Below are 18,824 nucleotides of genomic sequence, written 5' to 3' on the forward strand. Positions count from 1 at the left end.
ATACAGTCATGCCCGACGCGCACCGCCGATCGACGGCGCTGGCGTATGCCCTCCTGGCGCCCAGCCTCTTCGGCGTCGTCACCTTTCTGCTGCTGCCGATCCTGGTCGTGGTCTGGCTCAGCCTGTACCGGTGGGATCTGCTGGGGCCGCTGCACTACGTCGGCTTGGACAACTGGCGCTCGGTCTTGCGCGACGGCGACTTTGCAAACTCGCTGGCCGTCACCGCATTCTTCGTGGCGCTCGTGGTCCCGGTCCAGACGGCCCTTGGATTACTGGCCGCATCGATGCTCGCCCGGAAACTCCCCGGGACCGGCCTGTTCCGCACCGTGTATGTGCTGCCCTGGATCTGCGCCCCGCTGGCGATCGCGGTGCTGTGGCGCTGGATCCTGGCCCCCACCGACGGCGCGGTCAGCACATTGCTGGGGCGACGCATCGAATGGCTGACCGACCCCGGCCTGGCCCTGCCGGTGGTATCGGCCGTGGTCGTCTGGACCAATGTCGGCTATGTGGCACTGATCTTCCTGGCCGGGCTGCTGGCCATCCCGAACGACGTCCACAACGCGGCGCGCATCGACGGCGCCAATGCCTGGCAGCGCTTCTGGCGTATCACCCTTCCCATGCTCCGGCCAACGATGTTCTTCGTTCTGACCACCGGAATAGTCAGTGCCGCACAAGTCTTCGACACCGTGTATGCACTCACCGGTGGCGGACCACAACAGCGCACCAACCTCGTTGCCCACCAGATCTATACCGAAGCGTTCGGCGCGGCGGCCATTGGCCGCGCCTCGGCGATGGCGGTGATGCTGTTCGTCATCCTCGTCGGGGTCACCCTCGCCCAGCAGATGTACTTCCGTAAGCGGATCAGCTATGACCTCACCTGAGACCTCACCCGGGACGCCAGGACCGACGTCACCCGGGACGTCGACCGCCCTGATCTACGCAGGTCTGCTGCTCGGTGCACTGATCACCCTGGCGCCGTTCGCCCTCGGCCTGTTGACCTCGTTCACCTCGGCCCACCAGTTCGCCACGGGTTCACCGCTGCAGTTGCCGGATCCCGCCACACTGTCGAACTACACCGACCTGATCGGCAGCGGATTCGGCCGCGCGGCCGCGGTGACCGCCTTGATGACGGCGGTGATCCTGCTGGGTCAGCTGACCTTCTCGGTCCTGGCCGCCTACGCGTTCGCGCGACTGCACTTTCCCGGACGCGACACCCTGTTCTGGGTCTATGTCGCGACACTGATGGTGCCGGGGACCGTAACGGTGGTACCGCTGTATCTGATGATGGCCCAGATGGGTCTGCGCAATACGTTCTGGGCGTTGGTGATCCCGTTCATGTTCGGTTCGCCGTACGCGATTTTCCTGCTGCGCGAGCACTTTCGCCTCATCCCCGACGATCTCGTCAATGCCGCACACCTCGACGGCGCCAATACCCTGGACGTGCTGGTACACGTGATCGTCCCGTCCAGCAGGCCGACCCTGGCCACGCTGACGATGATCACCGTGGTCTCGCAGTGGAACAATTTCATGTGGCCGCTGGTCATCACCAGTGGCCACAGGTGGCGGGTGCTCACGGTGGCAACCGCGGACCTTCAATCCCGGTTCAACTCGCAATGGACACTGGTGATGGCGGCCACGACGATGGCGATCGTGCCGCTTGTCGCGTTGTTCGCGGTGTTCCAGCGTCACATCGTCTCGTCGATCCTCGTCTCGGGGCTGAAGTGAGCCCGCCCCGTCGCTCGACACTGGTTGCCGTCGCACTCGTCGTGGTCGCCACACTGCTGGTCGCCACCGCGACACTGATGGGCCGCTCCGGCGACGACGGCAGGATCGTGGTGACGGTTCGGCTGTGGGCCGAACCCATTGCGGTGGCCTATCGGGCGTCGTTCGAGGCGTTCAACCGCACCCACCCCGACATCGAGATCCGCACCAACATGGTCGCCTTCTCCAACTATTTCAACACCCTGCGCACCGATGTTGCCGGTGGCAGCGCAGACGACATCTTCTGGCTGTCCAATGCCTATCTCGACCCTTACGCCGATAGTGGTCGGCTGATGAAAATCGATGCGCCCGATACGGACTGGGAGCCGGCCGTCGTCGAGCAGTTCACCCGCAACGGAACGCTGTGGGCAGTGCCGCAGCTGACCGATGCCGGAATCGCGGTGTTCTACAACGCCGACCTGCTGGCAGCGGCCGGGATCGATCCCAGCGAACTCGACACCCTGCGGTGGGACCCCGGAGGCGACGACACACTGCGTCGGGCCCTGGCCGAACTCACCGTCGATGCCGACGGACATCGGGCGGACACAGCGGATTTCGACTTCCGGCGAGTCCGCCAGTGGGGCTACAACGCCGCGAACGATCCGCAAGGCATCTACCTCAATTACATCGGGTCGGCGGGCGGAGTATTCCAGCGGGACGGGCAATTCGCGTTCGACAACCCCGGAGCACTGCAAGCCTTTCGATATCTCGTCGACCTGATCAACGACGACCATGTCGCACCGCCGGCCTCCGACACCAACTTCAACGGCGACTTCTCCCGCAACCAGTTCCTGGCCGGCAAGATGGCACTATTCCAGTCCGGCACCTACAACCTGGCCGCGGTGGCCCGGGACGCCACATTCCGCTGGGGTATCGCCATGATGCCCAAAGGCCCGGCGGGGCGGGTCAGTGTCACCAATGGCATTGCTGCGGCAGGTAACGCGGCGTCCAGACATCCCGAAGCGGTTCGCCAGGTGCTGGCCTGGCTGGGCAGCGGCGCGGGCAACGCCTACCTCGGCCGCGAAGGTATCGCCATCCCCGCGGCGCGTTCGGCCCAGGCCGGGTATTTCGCACACTGGAAAGCCAACGGCGTAGACGTCACGCCGTTCTTCTCGGTACTGAACGGACCGCGCATCGCGGCCCCGGGCGGCGCCGGGTTTGCCGCCGGGAACGAGGCGCTGCACCCCTATTTCGACGAAATGTTTCTCGGTCGGGCCGATATCGCCGCCACACTGAGGCAGGCCCAGCAGGCAGCCAATGCCGCCGCCGGCCAGTAGTTCGGCCAAGCGGGCAGGGGGCAAGGGGCAAGGGGCAAGGGGCAAGGGGCAGGGGGCAGGGGGCTGCGATTACCCCGGCACCGCGTTCGTGGAGTTCAGTGCGCTGTGCCGCCGGCCCCACAACAGGTAGTACGTCAATGCGACCGCGATCCAACCGGCGAAGGTCACCCAGGTGTACCAGTGCAAGCCGGCCAGGATGTACCCGCAGGCCAGTACCGACAGCACAGGTGTCACCGGATAGCCGGGCACCCGGAAGCCGCGGCGCAATTCCGGCTCACGCACCCGCAGAATGATCACCCCGATCGACACCACGATAAACGCGGTGAGCGTCCCGATGGAAACCATGTCCGCCAGGCCGTCCAGCGGGACCAGGGCGGCCAGCAACGACGCGGCGACCCCGACGGTCACCGTGTTGTTCACCGGCGTCATCGTCGCCGGATTCACCATTGCGAACCGGCGCGGCAGCAGCCCGTCGCGGCCCATCGCGAACAGGATCCTGGTCATGCTGTACAGGGTGACCAGGGTGACCGTGAAGATCGAGATCACCGCGCCGGCGGCCAGGATCGTACCGGCCCACGTGCCACCGGCGACGTTCTCCAGAATCGTGGCCAGCCCCGCGTTGTCCTGTGCGCCGAAGTCCTGCCAGGGTTGGGTGCCCAGGGCTGCCAGCGCGACCAGCAGGTACACCCCGGTGACGATGATCAGCGCGAACATCACCGCCCGCGGCATGGTCCGCTGCGGGTCCTTGACCTCGTCGCCGGCCGTCGATACCGCATCCAGTCCGATGAACGAGAAGAAGATCGTGCCGGCGGCCGAGCCGATGCCGGCAACCCCGAAGGGGGCGAAGTCCTCGAAGCGGGCATCGTCGAAGGCGGTGAACGCGACCACGGCGAACATGCCGAGCACACCGAGCTTGATCAGCACCATCACGGCGTTGACTTTCGCCGATTCGCCGACGCCGCGGATCAGCAGAACCGCGCACATGGCGATCAGGATGACCGCCGGCAGATTCACCCAGCCGTGCGCGAGTCCGTCGGACGCCGTGCCCCAGGGGGCCGAGGACAATGCGGGCGGCAACTCGACTCCGGACACGTTGAACAGCAACTTGTTGAGATACCCGCTCCACCCGACCGCCACCGCGCCGGTGGCGACCCCGTATTCCAGCAGCAGGCAGGCGGCCACCACCATCGCGACCGCCTCTCCCATGGTGGTGTAGGCGTAGGAGTATGCCGACCCCGAAACGGGTACCGCCGAGGACAATTCGGCATAGCACAGGGCAGCGAGCCCGGCGGCGACACCGGCGATGACGAACGAGACCATCACCGCCGGACCCGCCTCGGGCACCGCTTGGGACAGCACGAAGAAGATGCCGGTGCCGACCGTCGACCCCACCCCGAACATGGTGAGTTCAAACGTGCCGAGGCTGCGCCTGAGGCCGGTATCGGCTCCGTGCGCAACGGGCGCGCCACTGACCGGACGGCGGCGCAGCAGCTGCTCTTTCAGTCCGCGCGAAGTAGCCGCCAACTTCACCTCCCGTCGGTGGAACCCGCCAATGACGAATAAGCCGCGATCAGGACATCGACGCCCACAACAGCGTCTGCATCGCGGCACCGGCACCGCAGATCGCCGCGGCGATCCCCAGCGCCACCCAGTCGCGGCGGCCCGGCCGCCGCGGGTTCGCCGAAAGTTGGCCGGTGCCGCCGCGGGCGGTGATCGCATCGCCCATCTCATCGCCGCGCCGAAGCGTCACGGTGATGGCGGCAGCCACCAGGTCGATGAACTCCTGCCTGCGCTGCCGACGCCTTTCCTTGCGGCCCTTCGGGATCCGTTTGGGCCGTAGCCGGCGCGCGGCGTTGAGCACCTGGAATTCGTCGACCAGCATCGGGAAGGCGCGTAACGCCAGCGCGAGCGCCACCGCCCACTCATCGACCGGGATCCGCAACAGCCGCAGCGGCTTCCCCAAAGTCGCCACCGCAGGACCGATTTCGGCAATATTGGTGGTGAAGGACACCAGCGCACCCAATCCCAGCAACACCAGGGTCAGCATGGTGATCCGCAGGAAATGCAGGAAGCCGCCAAGCCCCAACTCGACGCCACCGACCACGACCTGTGGGCTGCCGCCGGCCAATGCGGCGGTGAAACCACCGAGCGCCAACACGATCCACAGCCAGCGCGGTATCGACGGCAGTGCCCCCCGGGGAATGCGGGCGATCCAGACCGCAGCCGCCACCAGCGCCGAGGTGCAGCCGATGGTGGCCCAGCCCGGGTAGAACGCCAGCAGAGCCGAAATTCCGAATACCACCAGCAGCTTGGTGCCCGCCCACAAGTCGTGGATGGGAGACCCTCCCGGCACCGGAACAAGCAGCACCACCGGACGCCCGGGCTTGCGTGCCTTTCCCGGCGCGGAGTTCGACGTCACCGTCACGACGCCATCCCCGATCCGCCCGCGGCAGTCACCGAAGCCGATTCCAGCACACCGTCGCGCAGGTGGAAGGTGCGCGGACACAACGCTTCCATGCCTGCTGCATCGTGGGAAATGACCACGACTGTTAAGCCCCGTTCCCGGCGCAGGTCTGCCAGCAGAAGCAGCAGCCCCGCCTGGCTGTCCGCGTCCAGGCCGGCCAGCGGCTCGTCCAGGATCAATGCCCTGGGCGAACAGGCGAGCAGGCCGGCCAGCACCACCCGACGCATCTGACCGCCACTGAGTTGGTCGATGTTGCGGGTGGCCATGGCGGGATCGAGCCCGACGACACCGAGCGCGGCGATCACGCGGTCGGATTCCCGGGGTGAAAACCCCGCCGCCGAAGCCACTTCCAGGTCGACGCGGCTGCGCATGAGCTGCAGGCGGGCCGCCTGGAATGACAGTGCGACCGCACCGACCTGCTCGTGGGTCGGCCGCCCGTCCAGCAGGCAGGTGCCGCTGGTGGGTGTGGCCAGCCCGGCCATGATCCACGCCAGCGTCGACTTGCCGGAACCGTTGCCGCCGTGGATCAGCACACCATCGCCCTGGTGCACGACAAAGTTGATGTCGCGCAGTGCGGTCTTAGCCCACGGGGTGCCGACGCCGTATTCGTGGCCCACGCCGACGAGTTCGAGTGCCGGCGCGCCGGCGACCCCGCGTCCGGCGGCTGGTTGTCGCGATACCGGATCCCGGTGGGCCATGCCGGTGTTGTCCGGCGAGTCGCTGAGTCTGATCACCCGGTCGGCGGACTCGGCTTCGTTGCCGTAGTGGGTGATGTGCACCAGGGCCGTCCGGTGCCGTTTGGTCAGGCTGGACAGCACGCCGAGCAACCCTTCCCGGCCCTGCTGGTCGACCATGGAGGTGACTTCGTCGGCGATGAGTATCGCCGGCTCGCGGGCCATGGCCGCGGCCAGCGCGAGTCGCTGCAGCTCGCCGCCGGACAGGCTGCCGGTGTCACGTTCGGCCAGGTTCTCCAGGCCGACCTCGGCCAGCAACGCGGCCACGTCGGTCCGGGTACCGGGGGGCAAACCCCACACCACGTCGTCGGCGACGCGGGTTCCCAGCACCTGACTTTCCGGGTGCTGCAGGACGACCGCCGTGCCCCCGGGCTTGCCCAGGCCCACCCGGCCCGGTCGGTGCACGTCACCCGAACTCGGCTCCCGGCCCGCCAGGATCAGCATCAGCGTCGTCTTCCCGGAACCGTTGGCGCCAGTGATCGCCACGTGTTCGCCACTGTCAAGCTCCATGCTCAGCTCGCGCAGCGCGTCCTGGGCGCCGCCCGGGTAGCGGAACCGGACGTCGTCCAATCGCACCGGCACCGGCCCGATAGCGGCGGCGTCGTCGTGATCGCCGGCGGGCGCATCCAGTTTGTGGACGTCGGGAACACCGCGCATCCGTTCGAGCAGGCGGGACAGCACCCACCAGCCCACCAGCGACGTGACGGTGACCCCGACAGTGACGATGGCGAGCATGACGACCTGCCAGTGAAGCAGTGACCAGGTGAAACCGCCATTGAGCCCGGAGCCGACGGCGGGCAGACCGCTGCGGCTCAGAAACGACGCGAGCCCGTCCACGTTCGCGGTGATGGCATCGCGCATCAGGTGCCGCAGGCGCGTCAACGCCATCAGCGCGCCGACATTTGCCGCCGCGAAAATCACACCTGCGATCAGGGAAGCGACCACGACGGTCGGCGTTCCCCGGCCCTTGCGCTTGACCACCCCGGTCAGCCCGCCGATGTAGGCGCTTTGGACAACGCCCATGAACGCGCCCATGCCCGCGATCAGGAAGGCGATCATCCCGGCGGCTACGGTCATGGCGATCAGAACGCGAAAGCGGTAGCGGTATGCCAGCAGGCCCGCCGGTACGGTGCCGAGCAGGCCAACGCCACCGGCAAACGGCACCACGACCGAGATGATCGCGGTCACCGCGCACAGCGCGGCCATCACCGAGGCCTGCGCCAATTCACCCGGTCGCAGAGGTCCGCCCCGGGGGCGCGAAGGCGGCAGGCCCGACGATGTCACTCAACCGATTGTGCCAGGGCACACCGCTGGGCCGATGCCGACCATGGCGGTACCGCCGCTCGTGGCGACACCTACCGGAACTGGCCCCACATAGTAAAGCTATGCAACCATGGACACATGGCCCCATCCGATGCGGCAGGCGACCCCGAGGGCCCGCACGGCCTCGGCGCCGATCTACTCGCCGTGGTCGCGCGGCTCAACCGGTATGCCACCCAGCGGATCCAGATGCCGCTGCCGGCAGCGCAGGCGCGCCTGCTGGCCACCATCGAGGCCCACGGCGAGGCGCGGATCGGCGACCTGGCCGCCGTCGACCATTGTTCCCAGCCGACCATGACCACGCAGGTCCGCCGGCTCGAAGACGCCGGACTGGTGACGCGTACCGCCGACCCCGCCGATGCGCGAGCGGTGCGAATCAGGATCACACCCGAGGGTCTGCGCGCGCTCAACGCGGTGCGCCGGGACCGCGCCTCGGCAATCGAACCGCAATTGGCGCTGCTGGAACCGGCCGAGCGCCGGATCCTCACCGAGGCCGTCGGGGTGTTGGGCAGACTTCTGCACAATGCGGCGCCCGCACCGCCCCGCAGAAAATTCGGAGGTGGCGACGATTCCTGACCCCTTCCCCCTGACCGTATGGGCCGGGCCCACGCGCTACGTATTCGCACCCGGCCGCGACGTGATCGTGGGTCGCGGCGGTCGCTGCGACATCCGGCTGGACCCCCCCGAACCCGGGGAGACGGCCGCCGACGGATCCCCCGCCGTCCCCGACCTGGTACTGCGGTTCGCCGGCACGCATTGGCTGGCCGTCGACCGGAGCCGGCGAGGCCTCTACGCCGACGGCCGGCGAAACTCGACCGTCGACATCCGGGACGGTCAGACGATCGTCATCGGCGATCCCGCCCGCGGACCCCGGCTGACCTTCCGGGTAGGCGCCGAGGGCACCGCCCCCGCGCCGCGCACCGAACGCATTTCCGTCAACGCGACACCGGCGTCCGCCGCCACCGAGGCCATCCGCCACACACCCCAAACCGGCCGGCTGCCGCTGCGACCCGGGGCACGCACGACGGGAGTGGCGGCCACCGCCCTCGGACTCACCGCCGACGGCAACCCGGTGCTGACCGACATCTCGTTCAGCGCGCAGCCCGGTTCACTGATCGCGGTCACCGGCCCGTCACCGGCCCACAATCGCGCCCTGACCGGCCTGCTCGCCGGAACCGGCCATCCGACGTCGGGCACCTGGACGGTGGACGGCGACGACGTCTACTCCCAGCCCGCGGTGACGCGGATGAGCATCGGTGTGGTCCGGGACGACGATCGGGTGCACCCGCGACTGAGCGTTCAGCGCACCCTGGAGTTCGCAGCCGAGCTCCGGCTGCCACCCGGCACCTCCGCCGAGAACCGCAACCGGGTGGTCGACCAGATTCTCGACGAACTCGCGTTGACCCCGCACCGCAAGACCCGGACCGCCGGATTGCCGCCCGGCCTACGCCGGTGCGTTTCGCTGGCAGTCGAATTGCTTTCCAGGCCATCGCTATTGGTGGTCGAGGACCCGGTTGCGGGACTCGACCCCGAACAACAGAACCACATCATGGGGCTGTTGCGGCTGCAGGCCGACCTAGGCTGCGTCGTGGTGGTGACCGGTACGTCGGCGGGGTTCCTCGATTCGGTGAACACCTGCGACCAGGTGCTCCTGCTCACCCCCGCCGGCCGGTTGGCTTTCGCGGGCCGGCCTTCCCATCTACAGACGGCGCTGGGGACCACCGAGTGGTCGGAGATATTCGCCCGGATCAGCAACGACCCGCGCGGCGTTCACCGCACATTGCGGGCGCGCCAGCAGATTCCGATCCCGCCGCCCCGGGCATCGGCAGCCCAGCCGGGACAACCGCCGGCCTTCCTCTCCTTCGCCGGGCAGTTCCGTTGGGCTGTCCGCCGGCAGGTCCGGTTACTGCTGGCCAATCCCGTTTCCTCGGTGCTGCTGCTGCTCCCGTTCGCACTGGGTGCGCTGACACTGCTGATCCCGGGAAGCTCGGGGCTGGGCCGGCCCGAGCCGTCGTCGGCCAACCCCCACGAAGCACTGGAGATCCTGGCCGCACTCAATTTCGCCGCCGTACTCATGGGCATCACCGCAACCGTCGGCGCGGTGGTCGCCGAACGCAGGATTTTTCGGCGCGATCAGTCGATCGGGTTGTCCGCAACTGCCTATCTGCTGGCGAAGACGGCCGTGTTCGGAACGGTCGCGGCCCTGCAGGCGGCGATCCTCACCGCCGTTGTGATCGCCGGCAAGGGCGGACCCGAGTACGGCGCGGTGCTGCTCGGCAACGCCGACGCGGAGTTATACGCCAGTGTGTCCGCGACAGCCGTCGTCCATGCGATCCTCGGACTGGCGTTGTCCTCGCTGGGTACGTCGATGCGGGCGGTCCTGCCGCTGGCGGTGCCGGCGGTCCTGGCCTCGCTGCTGTTTGCCGGCGGTCTGGTGTCGCTGGTCGGCACCTGGGGATACGACCAGCTGTCCTGGCTGGTCCCCGCCCAATGGGGTTTTGCGGCCGCGGCCTCGACCGCAAACCTGCGCAGGGTGGACGATCTGGCCGCGGACAACGCATTGTGGACCCACTACGCGGGGTGGTGGGTGTTCGACATGGTGGCCCTTGCGGCACTCGGCGCGCTGTGGGCCGGGTTCGTGCGGTACCGGTTGCGCACGCCGGTGCGTCCCGAGGCATAGCCGGACCAACCGGGGCCGGATCGCCCGGGGCCGGACCAACCGGGGCCGGACCAACCGGGGCCGGATCAACCGAGCTACATCGCCAGCAGCAGGAACTGCGTTGTTTGGATCGGCGAGAAATTGTCGTCGCTGACCAGCACCACCGATTGACGGCCATCGGGCAGTTTCGGACCCAGCGTGATGCCTTCGACATTGTCCAGCGGGTCGGCGAGGTCCGCCGAACCCGCCATCACCTGCGACAGGTCGATGGCAAGTGACTTGCGCATCGGTTTCAGCGCAGCCCCCTGCGTCGACGGCATGTCCAGGATATTGCTGGCGGCACCGATATCGGCCCGATAGATGCGAATCACCGGGGGCATCGCGCTGGACCGTTCCAAAACCAGAAACCCGGTGTCGGACAACGCCACCAGGTCAGGGACTCCGTTGTGGCCGGCGCCCGGACCGGGCGGCTCCATCGGGTAGACGTACTGCGCGGTGGCTGCACCGGTCGCGGCATCGAACCGGGTGATCCGGGTCAACACCGGATCTGCGCCGTTGGACTTCCGTCCGTCGTTATAGCCCGGTCCCTCCATCGCGGCGAACACCGCTGCGCCGCCCGGCGTCAGCGTCAGCCCCTCCAGGGCCTTGTTCCGGCGGGGTCCGGTTCGCTGTGTGGACATCTTCAGGTCGGCGGGCACATCGAATCGACCCAAATAGCCGCCGTCGAGTCCGGCGATACCCACCGACGGGTCCGCCAGCACCGGGTCGCCGTCGGTGAGCCGCTCCCCCTCCGAACTCCAGTAGAGACGCTGTCTGGTCGCGTCGAACGCAATCCCCTCGGGGTCCGGCGGCACCACCGGCGGGACGGACCGCCTGTCGAGGGAACCGAACGGGTGCCCGCCCGCATCCAGCAACGGATGTGCGGCGACAACGTCGACGCTTTCGATTCCGCTGTCGGACAAAGTAATTCGCACATCATAGAACCGCGCCGGACCTATCTTGGAGCGATCGTCGCTGATGGCATAGTAGATCCGCCGTCCAGCGTCGTAGCTGATGCCGGACAGGCCGCCGATCGCCGTACCATCCAGCGTGGCACCGAATTCCAGCTGTCGCTGACCGAGGTAGGTCAACAGCGGCCCGCGTCGCAGTACCGAGATATCGACGACCGGATGACCGGTCGCACACCCGCAGAGGCACAGCGTCAACAGCAACGCAGCTGCCCGCCGTCCCCACCACCGGCCGGTATTCGAACCCATACCCCGAAAACGTAGGCGATCGGCCGGCGGTAATCGAGCTGTTCCGGCAAAGCGACCAGCGGGCTAAAGTCTGGGCATGGCTCCGGACACCAAGACAACCGCCGATCACCTGCGCGACACACTGGACGGTCGGTGGCGCGATGTGAAGAACCACACCCGAAGCAAACTCAGCCAGGAGATGTTCCTCCCCCACTACACACCGGACACCGCGGCCGCCCGCGCCAAAGTGACCGAACAATTGCATGTCATCGCGGCGGCCGGTGTCTCCGACGAGGGATTCCGCAAGGAACACGGGGGGACCGGCAACGTCGGCGCCGCCATCAGCATGATCGAGATGCTGGCGATGTCGGATCTGTCGCTGATGGTCAAGGCCGGGGTGCAGTGGGGGCTGTTCGGTGGAACCGTCGAGAACCTGGGCACCGAACGTCACGCGACGTACATGCGGGACATCATCACGCTCAAACTGCTGGGTTGTTTCGCGATGACCGAGACCGGACACGGCAGCAACGTCCAGGGCCTGGAGACGACGGCGATCTACGACGCGGAAACCGAAGAGTTCGAGGTGCATTCCCCCACACCGTCATCCCGCAAGGACTACCTCGGCGGTGCCGCGCAAGCGGCAAAGATCGCTGCCGTCTTCGCGCAGCTGATCACCACCGAGAACGGCGAACCCGTCAACCACGGAGTGCATTGCGTGCTGGTGCCCATACGCGACGAGGACGGCAACGACCTGCCGGGGGTCACCACATCGGACTGCCTGTACAAGGGCGGGCTGCCCGGTGTCGACAACGGGCGCATCATGTTCGACCACGTGCGGGTTCCGCGGGTGAACCTACTCAACCAGTTCGGCGATGTAGCACCGGACGGCACCTACAGTTCACCGATCGACAACCCCAACCGCCGGTTTTTCACCATGATCGGCACACTGATCCGGGGCCGCGTCACCGTCGGCGGCAGCGCCGGTGCCGCCGCCCGGCTGGCCTTGGATATCGCCACTCGATATGCACTGCAACGCAAGCAGTTCCGGGCGAATCCGGATTCCGACGAAGTACTGCTCATGGACTACCTGGTGCACCAGCGCAGGTTGCTCCCACTGATCGCGCGGTCCTACGCACTGCAGTTCGCGCAGAACGAGCTGGTGTCCAGGTGCCATGATCTGCAAACCTCCGCCGTGGTCGACGCCATGGAGCAGCGTGAGCTCGAGGCTCGGGCCGCCGGCCTGAAAGCCACCATCAGCTGGCACGCCTCGCGGGCCATCCAGGAGTCCCGGGAAGCCTGCGGCGGCGCGGGATACCTGGCCTCGAACCGGCTGATCGCGCTGCGCGCGGATACCGACGTGTTCACCACCTTCGAGGGCGACAACCATGTGCTGATGCAGGTGGTGGCCAAAGGCCTGCTCACCTCCTACTCCGACGACATCAAGGCCATGAACACCGTGGATTGGGTGCGGTTCGCCGCCCATTCGGTCCGCGGCCGCGTCCAGAAGCGCACCGCTGCCGAGCAGATCATGCAGCGGATCATCGACGCGCGCCAGGACAACGACGAGGAAGGCAGCCTGTTCAACCGCGGGACCCAAGTCAAGATGTTCGAAGACCGCGAGGACGGCCTCCTGACTTCGGCCGCACGCCGGCTGCAATCCAAATCCAAGGAGATGTCGGCTTTCACTGCTTTCAACGCGGTGCAGGACCATATGCTTCATGCTGCCCAGGCGCACATCGACCGGGTGGTGCTGGAGGCGTTCGTCGCCGGGATCGCGTCATGCACCGACCACAAGGCGCGGGTTCTGCTGGAACTGGTGTGCGACCTGTATGCGCTGTCGGTGATCGAAGACGACAAAGCCTGGTTCGTCGAGCACCGGCACCTGTCGACAGAACGCGCCAAGGCGGTCACCCACGCCATCAATGAGCGCTGCCGCGTACTGCGCCCGCACGCCGAGACCCTGATCGACGGATTCGGCATCCCCGAGCAGCTGCGCGACGCCGAGATGCTGCGCCCAGAGTAGCCGACCGGCGGCAGCTAGCCCGAAGGGATGGGACCCAGTGCTTTCAGCTTTCCGTCGGGTCCGATCTCGAACTTCACGGTACCGCTGCCCGACGGGCAGCACTCCTTGTCATTGCCCCTGCGCCAACGGTATTGGATGGTCACCGTGTCCTGCCCCGCAGGCAGCACGGCGACGTAGGGCCTGGGCTGCGGGGTGGCCGGACCCAACGGGGTGTTGCGGTCGAAGAACAGCACCTGCTGCGGTGTCGATTCGGAGGCGATCGTCGGAATGACCTGCACCCAGTACAGCCGGCAGTTGCGGGTGTGCCCCCGCGCGATCTCCACCGTTCGCGCACCGGGGACCACGACCGGAACCGAGGCGATCGCCCTGCGCACCGTAGCGTCACTGGGACCGTCGGTCTGCTCGCAACTGGCTCGCTTCGCCGGCGCCGGCGTAGACGATTTCGACGAACAGCCGACCGTCGCCAAACCCGCCACCAGCACCAGCACCGCCAACCACCGGCCCATCATCACCCGAGCCTAGCGATACCGTGGCCTGGCACCCCCGCAACGGACGGAGATCACCATGACCGAGAGCACCCCGCACGTCCCCAACACGCTGGCCACGCCGAGCCTCAACCGCGGGGTAGGTTTCACTCACGAACAGCGGCGAAAGCTCGGGCTGATCGGCAGGCTGCCCTCGGCGGTCTTCAGTCTCGAACAGCAGGCGGAACGGGTATGGCGTCAATTGCAGAGCATGGCAACCGATCTGGGACGGAATCTACTGCTCGAACAACTGCACTACCGGCACGAGATTCTGTATTTCAAAGTGCTCAGCGATCATCTGCCCGAGCTGATGCCGGTGGTCTACACCCCGACCGTCGGCGAGGCGATCCAGCGGTTCTCCGACGAGTACCGGGGGCAACGCGGCCTGTTCCTGAGTATCGACCAACCCGACGACATCGCCGCAGCCTTCGAGACGCTCGGCCAGGGTCCGGAGGACATCGACCTCATCGTGTGCACCGACGCCGAGGCCATCCTGGGCATCGGCGATTGGGGCGTGGGTGGAATCCAGATCACCGTCGGCAAATTGGCCCTCTACACCGCCGGCGGCGGGATCTGTCCGCGGCGCACGCTGCCGGTGTCCCTGGATGTCGGCACCGACAACGAACAGCTCCTGCACGATCCCTTCTACCTGGGCAACCGGCATCAGCGCCGGCGCGGCGACGAATATTTCGACTTCATCGACAGGTTCGTGAAAACCGCCCACCGGATGTTTCCCAACGCGATTTTGCATTTCGAGGATTTCGGGCCGGCCAACGCACGCCAGATTCTCGCCACCTACGGCCCCGATCACTGCGTATTCAACGACGATATGCAAGGCACCGGCGCGGTCGTCCTGGCGGCGGTCTACGGCGGATCCAAAGTCAGCGGGATCCCGCTGCGCGACCAGCGCATCGTGGTCTTCGGAGCCGGTACCGCCGGACTCGGGGTCGCCGACCAGATCCGCGACGCCATGATCGCCGACGGCGCCACCAGCGAGCAGGCCTGCGCCCAGATCTGGCCCGTCGACCGCCAGGGCCTGCTGTTCGACGACATGGAAGACCTACGCGACTTCCAACGGCCCTACGCGAAGAATCGCGAGGCCGTGGGGGCGGCTGCCGACGAACGGGTCGGGTTGGCCGACACCATCTGGCTGGCCTCACCGACAGTCCTGCTCGGCTGTTCGGCGGTGGCCGGCGCGTTCGACCGCCGGGTCGTAGAGGCGATGCGGGCATCCTGCGAGCGGCCGCTGATATTCCCGCTGTCCAACCCGACCTCGCGCATGGAGGGTGTTCCGTCGGACCTATTGGAGTGGTCGGGCGGTATGGCGCTGGTGGCCACGGGCAGCCCGGTGGCGCCCGTCGACCTCCGGGGCACCACCTACACCATCGGCCAGGCCAACAACGTACTGGTATTCCCCGGTATCGGGCTGGGCATCATCGTCGCCGGTGCCCGGCGCCTCACCGAGGGGATGTTGCTCGCATCCGCGAAAGCCCTTGCCGAACAAGCAGACCCCCAATCCCCGGGCGATTCGCTGCTGCCGGATGTGTCCAATCTCCGGAAGATATCGGCCGAGGTCGCCGCGGCCGTCTACCATGCCGCCGTTGCCGACGGGGTGGCGACCAAAACACATGGCGACGTTGCCCAAGCGGTGAGTGACGCGATGTGGTCCCCGGTGTACGACTGAGGCCTTCCAGGACGCCCTCGACGCAGACGGACCTAGCCGAATTTTCCGCGGTGACGACCCGAATTCTCCCGGCGCTGCCGTTTCCACCGGTGCTTTATAGTGAACGTATGCAACCGGCCGTCCAGCTGCGCCTTGTCCGTACGCGCTGTTTTGCCGTGGACTGTTGTTGTTCCTGTTGATTCGCGACGCCGGCTGACTGCCAGGTAGTCGGCACGCCCCTGCCCCCCCGGCCCCTGCAGCCAGCCTCCCGCCGCGAGGGGCGTCGGCGGAATAGAACTGCACCGACATCGTTGGAGAATGTGTATGACCATCGCGGAGAACGTCACCCAGCTGATCGGAAACACGCCGCTCGTCCGGCTACGCCGGGTCACCGACGGCGCCGTGGCCGACGTCGTCGCCAAGCTGGAATCCTTCAACCCGGCGGGCAGCGTGAAAGACCGCATCGGGGTGGCCATGATCGATGCCGCGGAGCAGGCCGGGCTGATCAAACCGGACACCACCGTGGTGGAACCGACCAGCGGAAACACCGGTATCGCGCTGGCCATGGTGTGTGCCGCACGCGGCTACAAGTGCGTGCTGACAATGCCCGAGACGATGAGCATCGAGCGGCGGATGCTGCTGCGCGCCTACGGTGCGGAACTGATCTTGACTCCCGGGCCGGAGGGCATGGCCGGCGCGATCGCCAAAGCCGAGGAACTGGTCAACAGCGACGACCGCTACTTCATGCCGCAGCAGTTCGAGAACCCCGCCAACCCCGCCGTGCACGCCGCCACCACCGCCGAGGAGGTGTGGCGGGACACCGACGGCAAGATCGACTTCTTCGTGTCGGGGGTGGGCACCGGGGGCACCATTACCGGTGTCGCGCAGGTAATAAAGGAACGCAAGCCGTCGGCCAAGTTCGTCGCGGTGGAGCCGGCGGACTCAGCGGTCCTGTCGGGCGGCCAGAAAGGGCCGCACCTGATCCAGGGCCTCGGGGCCGGGTTCATTCCCCCGGTGCTCGACATGAATCTGGTCGACGAGGTCGTCGCCGTCAGCAACGAGGATTCACTCGACGTCGCCCGGCGCCTGGCCCGCGAGGAGGGCCTGCTGGTCGGTATCTCCTCGGGTGCGGCCGTGTCGGCCGCGGTGCAGGTGGCCCGCCGGCCGGAGAACGCCGGGAAGCTCGTCGTCGTCGTTTTGCCGTCGTTCGGCGAGCGCTATCTCAGCACCGTCCTGTTCTCCCATCTCAGCGACTAGCGACTACCCCATGCTCACGACGATTCGGCGCGACATTCAGGTGGCCAGGCAGCGCGACCCGGCCAACCCGACCGCGCTCGAAGTCGTCTTCTGCTACCCGGGGGTACACGCGGTCTGGGGCCATCGGATCAGCCACTGGCTGTGGCGCCGCGGCCTGCGACTGATCGCGCGGGCACTCGCCGAGGTCACCCGCATCCTGACCGGCGTGGACATCCATCCCGGGGCCACGCTGAGGCACGGGCTGTTCATCGATCACGCGACCGGTGTAGTGATCGGGGAAACCGCCGAAGTCGGCGAAGACGTGACCATCTTCCACGGCGTCACCTTGGGCGGCACCGGCCGGGACCGGGGCAAACGACACCCCACCGTCGGAGACCGGGTGATCATCGGCGCCGGCGCCAAGATTCTCGGACCGATCAAGCTCGGCGACGACAGCCGCATCGGCGCCAACTCCGTCGTGGTCAAGGAAGTTCCGGCGAGCGCCGTGGTCGTCGGGGTGCCCGGGCAGGTCGTAAGCCACCCGGGGCCCGCCGGCGAGGACGAGTCCAGACTGCCCGACCTGGTCGGTGTCAGCCTGAAGTCACTACTGACCCGGGTGGCCCGACTCGAGTCCCGGGATCCCGCAACTCGCAACGGCAGCCAGGGCGTTGCCGGATCCGACCGGGTCATCCGGCCACCCGAGGCAGGTGTGTGGCACGGAGAGGATTTCTCCATCTAGGGGAATCGTCGACTAAGGGAAAGTGTTGGTGCAACCGTGACTTCAGGCATGATCGCCGTGATCGCCATCGTCGTGGCGTTGGGGACGGCGTGCGTTTTCGGGTGTGCGACCAATCGCCGCTCGGGGGTATTGCGCGTATCGACCGTCCCCTCCCTGCCCGCCCACGATCATTCGGACCTGGGCCTTTCCCGGACGGGGCCCACCGTTTTGCATTTCGGCGCGGTGTGGTGCGGACCGTGCGACGCGGTACGCCGGGTCGTCGACCAAGTGTGCGCGGCGTTGCCCGATGTGGCACATGTAGAGCTGGACATCGACACCAACCCGGCCGCCGCCAGACGATTGTCCGTGCTGTCTTTGCCCACCACATTCATCTTCGATGCGGCCGGCGGGCAGAAGTTCCGCAGCGCAGGCGTGCCAAAGGCAGCTGACCTGCATGCGGCACTCCAACCGCTATTGACTCCGGAAAGGATCTAGGCGCAAGCGATGGGCACCGGGAAATCGATCACACCATCCGGTATCGAGCAGGTTGATGTCCGGGGTCCCCGGTTCGCGGCATGGATCACCACCGGTGTTCTTGCCGCGGCCCTGGCGGTTTCCGCCGTCAGCCCGGTCACTGCGGCGACAATCCTTGCCGCCCAAGCCGCGATCTTTGCCATCAGCGCCGTGCGTGGGCCGCGCAACAGCCCCTACGGGCTGATTTTCGCAAAACTGATCGCGCCCAGGCTGGGCCCGGTCGCGGAGCGCGAACCAGTGCAGCCGCTCAAATTCGCCCAGCTGGTCGGGCTGGTGTTCGCGGTCGTTGGAGTCGTCGGCTTCGGGACCGGACTCTGGCTGCTTGGCGTTATCGCCACGTCCTTCGCACTGTTCGCGGCATTCCTCAACGCGGCTTTCGGCATCTGTCTCGGCTGCCGGCTGTACCCGCTGGTCGCAAGATTCCGCCGCGCCAACCCTGCCCGCTGACCCGTGCACGGTGACCCTGAACTCGCAGTGACATTGACTCTGCGTCTGCGGCGCATTCGTGCGAGTAGACCGCGCCCTGTGCGCAGAGTGAAAGTTCAGGGGACACGGCAGCGGCATTGATTCTGCGTCTGTGGCGCATTCGTGCGAGTAGGTCGCGCCGTCAGCGCAGGGTCAACGGAATCAGACCGGCTGCGCTCCCCCGGTAGGACTCGAACCTACAACCCTTCGG

The 18,824-nt window shown here is 67.1% G+C and carries 16 protein-coding genes; 11 read left to right on the forward strand and 5 right to left on the reverse strand.

All coding sequences use genetic code 11. The annotated features are described in order from the left end of the window. Positions 1 to 8: 8 nt before the first annotated feature. The 3 genes from ACK5M9_RS11075 to ACK5M9_RS11085 are packed head-to-tail and all read left to right on the forward strand — an operon-like array spanning position 9 to position 3,038. A complete protein-coding gene (locus ACK5M9_RS11075) occupies positions 9 to 881 on the forward strand; it encodes a carbohydrate ABC transporter permease (RefSeq protein ID WP_416893218.1) in 873 nt (290 codons plus the stop codon). Next, on the forward strand, positions 868 to 1,725 hold the full coding sequence (locus ACK5M9_RS11080; RefSeq protein WP_416893219.1) for a carbohydrate ABC transporter permease: 858 nt from the start codon (positions 868 to 870) through the stop codon (positions 1,723 to 1,725). The genes ACK5M9_RS11075 and ACK5M9_RS11080 overlap by 14 nt, the downstream gene beginning before the upstream one ends. After that, entirely contained in the window at positions 1,722 to 3,038 is a 1,317-nt protein-coding gene (locus tag ACK5M9_RS11085; RefSeq protein WP_416893220.1) for an extracellular solute-binding protein, read from the forward strand. Before ACK5M9_RS11080 ends, ACK5M9_RS11085 begins: the two co-directional genes overlap by 4 nt. Before the next feature lie 69 nt (positions 3,039 to 3,107). Here the strand turns inward: ACK5M9_RS11085 and ACK5M9_RS11090 are convergent, their stop codons facing one another. Genes ACK5M9_RS11090 through ACK5M9_RS11100 form a run of 3 tightly spaced genes read right to left on the reverse strand, consistent with a single transcriptional unit; the run spans position 3,108 to position 7,442 of the window. Continuing rightward, the gene (locus ACK5M9_RS11090; protein WP_416893221.1) at positions 3,108 to 4,562 is read right to left on the reverse strand and encodes an amino acid permease; all 1,455 of its coding nucleotides are present in this window, start codon (positions 4,560 to 4,562) and stop codon (positions 3,108 to 3,110) included. Between the two features lie 46 nt (positions 4,563 to 4,608). After that, positions 4,609 to 5,463 carry a CbiQ family ECF transporter T component gene (locus ACK5M9_RS11095; protein ID WP_416893222.1) on the reverse strand — a complete coding sequence of 285 codons (855 nt, stop codon included), beginning with the start codon at positions 5,461 to 5,463 and terminating at the stop codon, positions 4,609 to 4,611. Then, positions 5,460 to 7,442, reverse strand: coding sequence for an ATP-binding cassette domain-containing protein (locus ACK5M9_RS11100; RefSeq protein WP_416893236.1), 1,983 nt, complete (start codon positions 7,440 to 7,442; stop codon positions 5,460 to 5,462). Before ACK5M9_RS11100 ends, ACK5M9_RS11095 begins: the two co-directional genes overlap by 4 nt. 195 nt (positions 7,443 to 7,637) lie before the next feature. On the opposite strand from ACK5M9_RS11100, the gene ACK5M9_RS11105 reads away from it, so the two are divergent. Together ACK5M9_RS11105 and ACK5M9_RS11110 are read left to right on the forward strand one after the other, a co-directional pair. Beyond that, a complete protein-coding gene (locus ACK5M9_RS11105; RefSeq protein ID WP_416893223.1) occupies positions 7,638 to 8,132 on the forward strand; it encodes a MarR family winged helix-turn-helix transcriptional regulator in 495 nt (164 codons plus the stop codon). Then, a complete protein-coding gene (locus ACK5M9_RS11110) occupies positions 8,080 to 10,236 on the forward strand; it encodes an ATP-binding cassette domain-containing protein (RefSeq protein WP_416893224.1) in 2,157 nt (718 codons plus the stop codon). Before ACK5M9_RS11105 ends, ACK5M9_RS11110 begins: the two co-directional genes overlap by 53 nt. A gap of 74 nt (positions 10,237 to 10,310) precedes the next feature. On the opposite strand, the gene ACK5M9_RS11115 is transcribed toward ACK5M9_RS11110, so the two are convergent. Beyond that, positions 10,311 to 11,471, reverse strand: coding sequence for an esterase-like activity of phytase family protein (locus ACK5M9_RS11115; RefSeq protein ID WP_416893225.1), 1,161 nt, complete (start codon positions 11,469 to 11,471; stop codon positions 10,311 to 10,313). Positions 11,472 to 11,547: 76 nt separating this feature from the next. On the opposite strand from ACK5M9_RS11115, the gene ACK5M9_RS11120 reads away from it, so the two are divergent. Further along, a complete protein-coding gene (locus ACK5M9_RS11120; RefSeq protein ID WP_416893226.1) occupies positions 11,548 to 13,473 on the forward strand; it encodes an acyl-CoA dehydrogenase in 1,926 nt (641 codons plus the stop codon). Between the two features lie 14 nt (positions 13,474 to 13,487). Here the strand turns inward: ACK5M9_RS11120 and ACK5M9_RS11125 are convergent, their stop codons facing one another. Beyond that, positions 13,488 to 13,982, reverse strand: a complete 495-nt coding sequence (locus ACK5M9_RS11125; RefSeq protein WP_416893227.1) for an LppP/LprE family lipoprotein — start codon at positions 13,980 to 13,982, stop codon at positions 13,488 to 13,490. 55 nt (positions 13,983 to 14,037) lie between these two features. Between ACK5M9_RS11125 and ACK5M9_RS11130 the strand changes: the two genes are divergently transcribed. The 5 genes from ACK5M9_RS11130 to ACK5M9_RS11150 all read left to right on the forward strand — a co-directional run bounded on the left by ACK5M9_RS11130 (position 14,038) and on the right by ACK5M9_RS11150 (position 18,595). Beyond that, complete coding sequence (locus ACK5M9_RS11130; protein WP_416893228.1) at positions 14,038 to 15,681, forward strand: NAD-dependent malic enzyme; 1,644 nt, start codon at positions 14,038 to 14,040, stop codon at positions 15,679 to 15,681. Between the two features lie 303 nt (positions 15,682 to 15,984). Then, entirely contained in the window at positions 15,985 to 16,917 is a 933-nt protein-coding gene (gene cysK, locus ACK5M9_RS11135) for a cysteine synthase A (RefSeq protein WP_416893229.1), read from the forward strand. A gap of 10 nt (positions 16,918 to 16,927) precedes the next feature. Continuing rightward, positions 16,928 to 17,635, forward strand: coding sequence for a serine O-acetyltransferase (gene cysE, locus ACK5M9_RS11140; protein ID WP_416893230.1), 708 nt, complete (start codon positions 16,928 to 16,930; stop codon positions 17,633 to 17,635). Positions 17,636 to 17,671: 36 nt separating this feature from the next. Then, positions 17,672 to 18,109: a thioredoxin family protein gene (locus tag ACK5M9_RS11145; RefSeq protein WP_416893231.1), complete on the forward strand. Its 438-nt coding sequence runs from the start codon at positions 17,672 to 17,674 to the stop codon at positions 18,107 to 18,109. A gap of 9 nt (positions 18,110 to 18,118) precedes the next feature. Next, entirely contained in the window at positions 18,119 to 18,595 is a 477-nt protein-coding gene (locus tag ACK5M9_RS11150; RefSeq protein WP_416893232.1) for a DUF4395 domain-containing protein, read from the forward strand. Positions 18,596 to 18,824: the final 229 nt, after the last annotated feature.

The sequence above is a fragment of the Mycobacterium sp. genome (assembly GCF_047975165.1).
In the GTDB taxonomy this organism is placed as follows: Bacteria; Actinomycetota; Actinomycetes; order Mycobacteriales; family Mycobacteriaceae; genus Mycobacterium.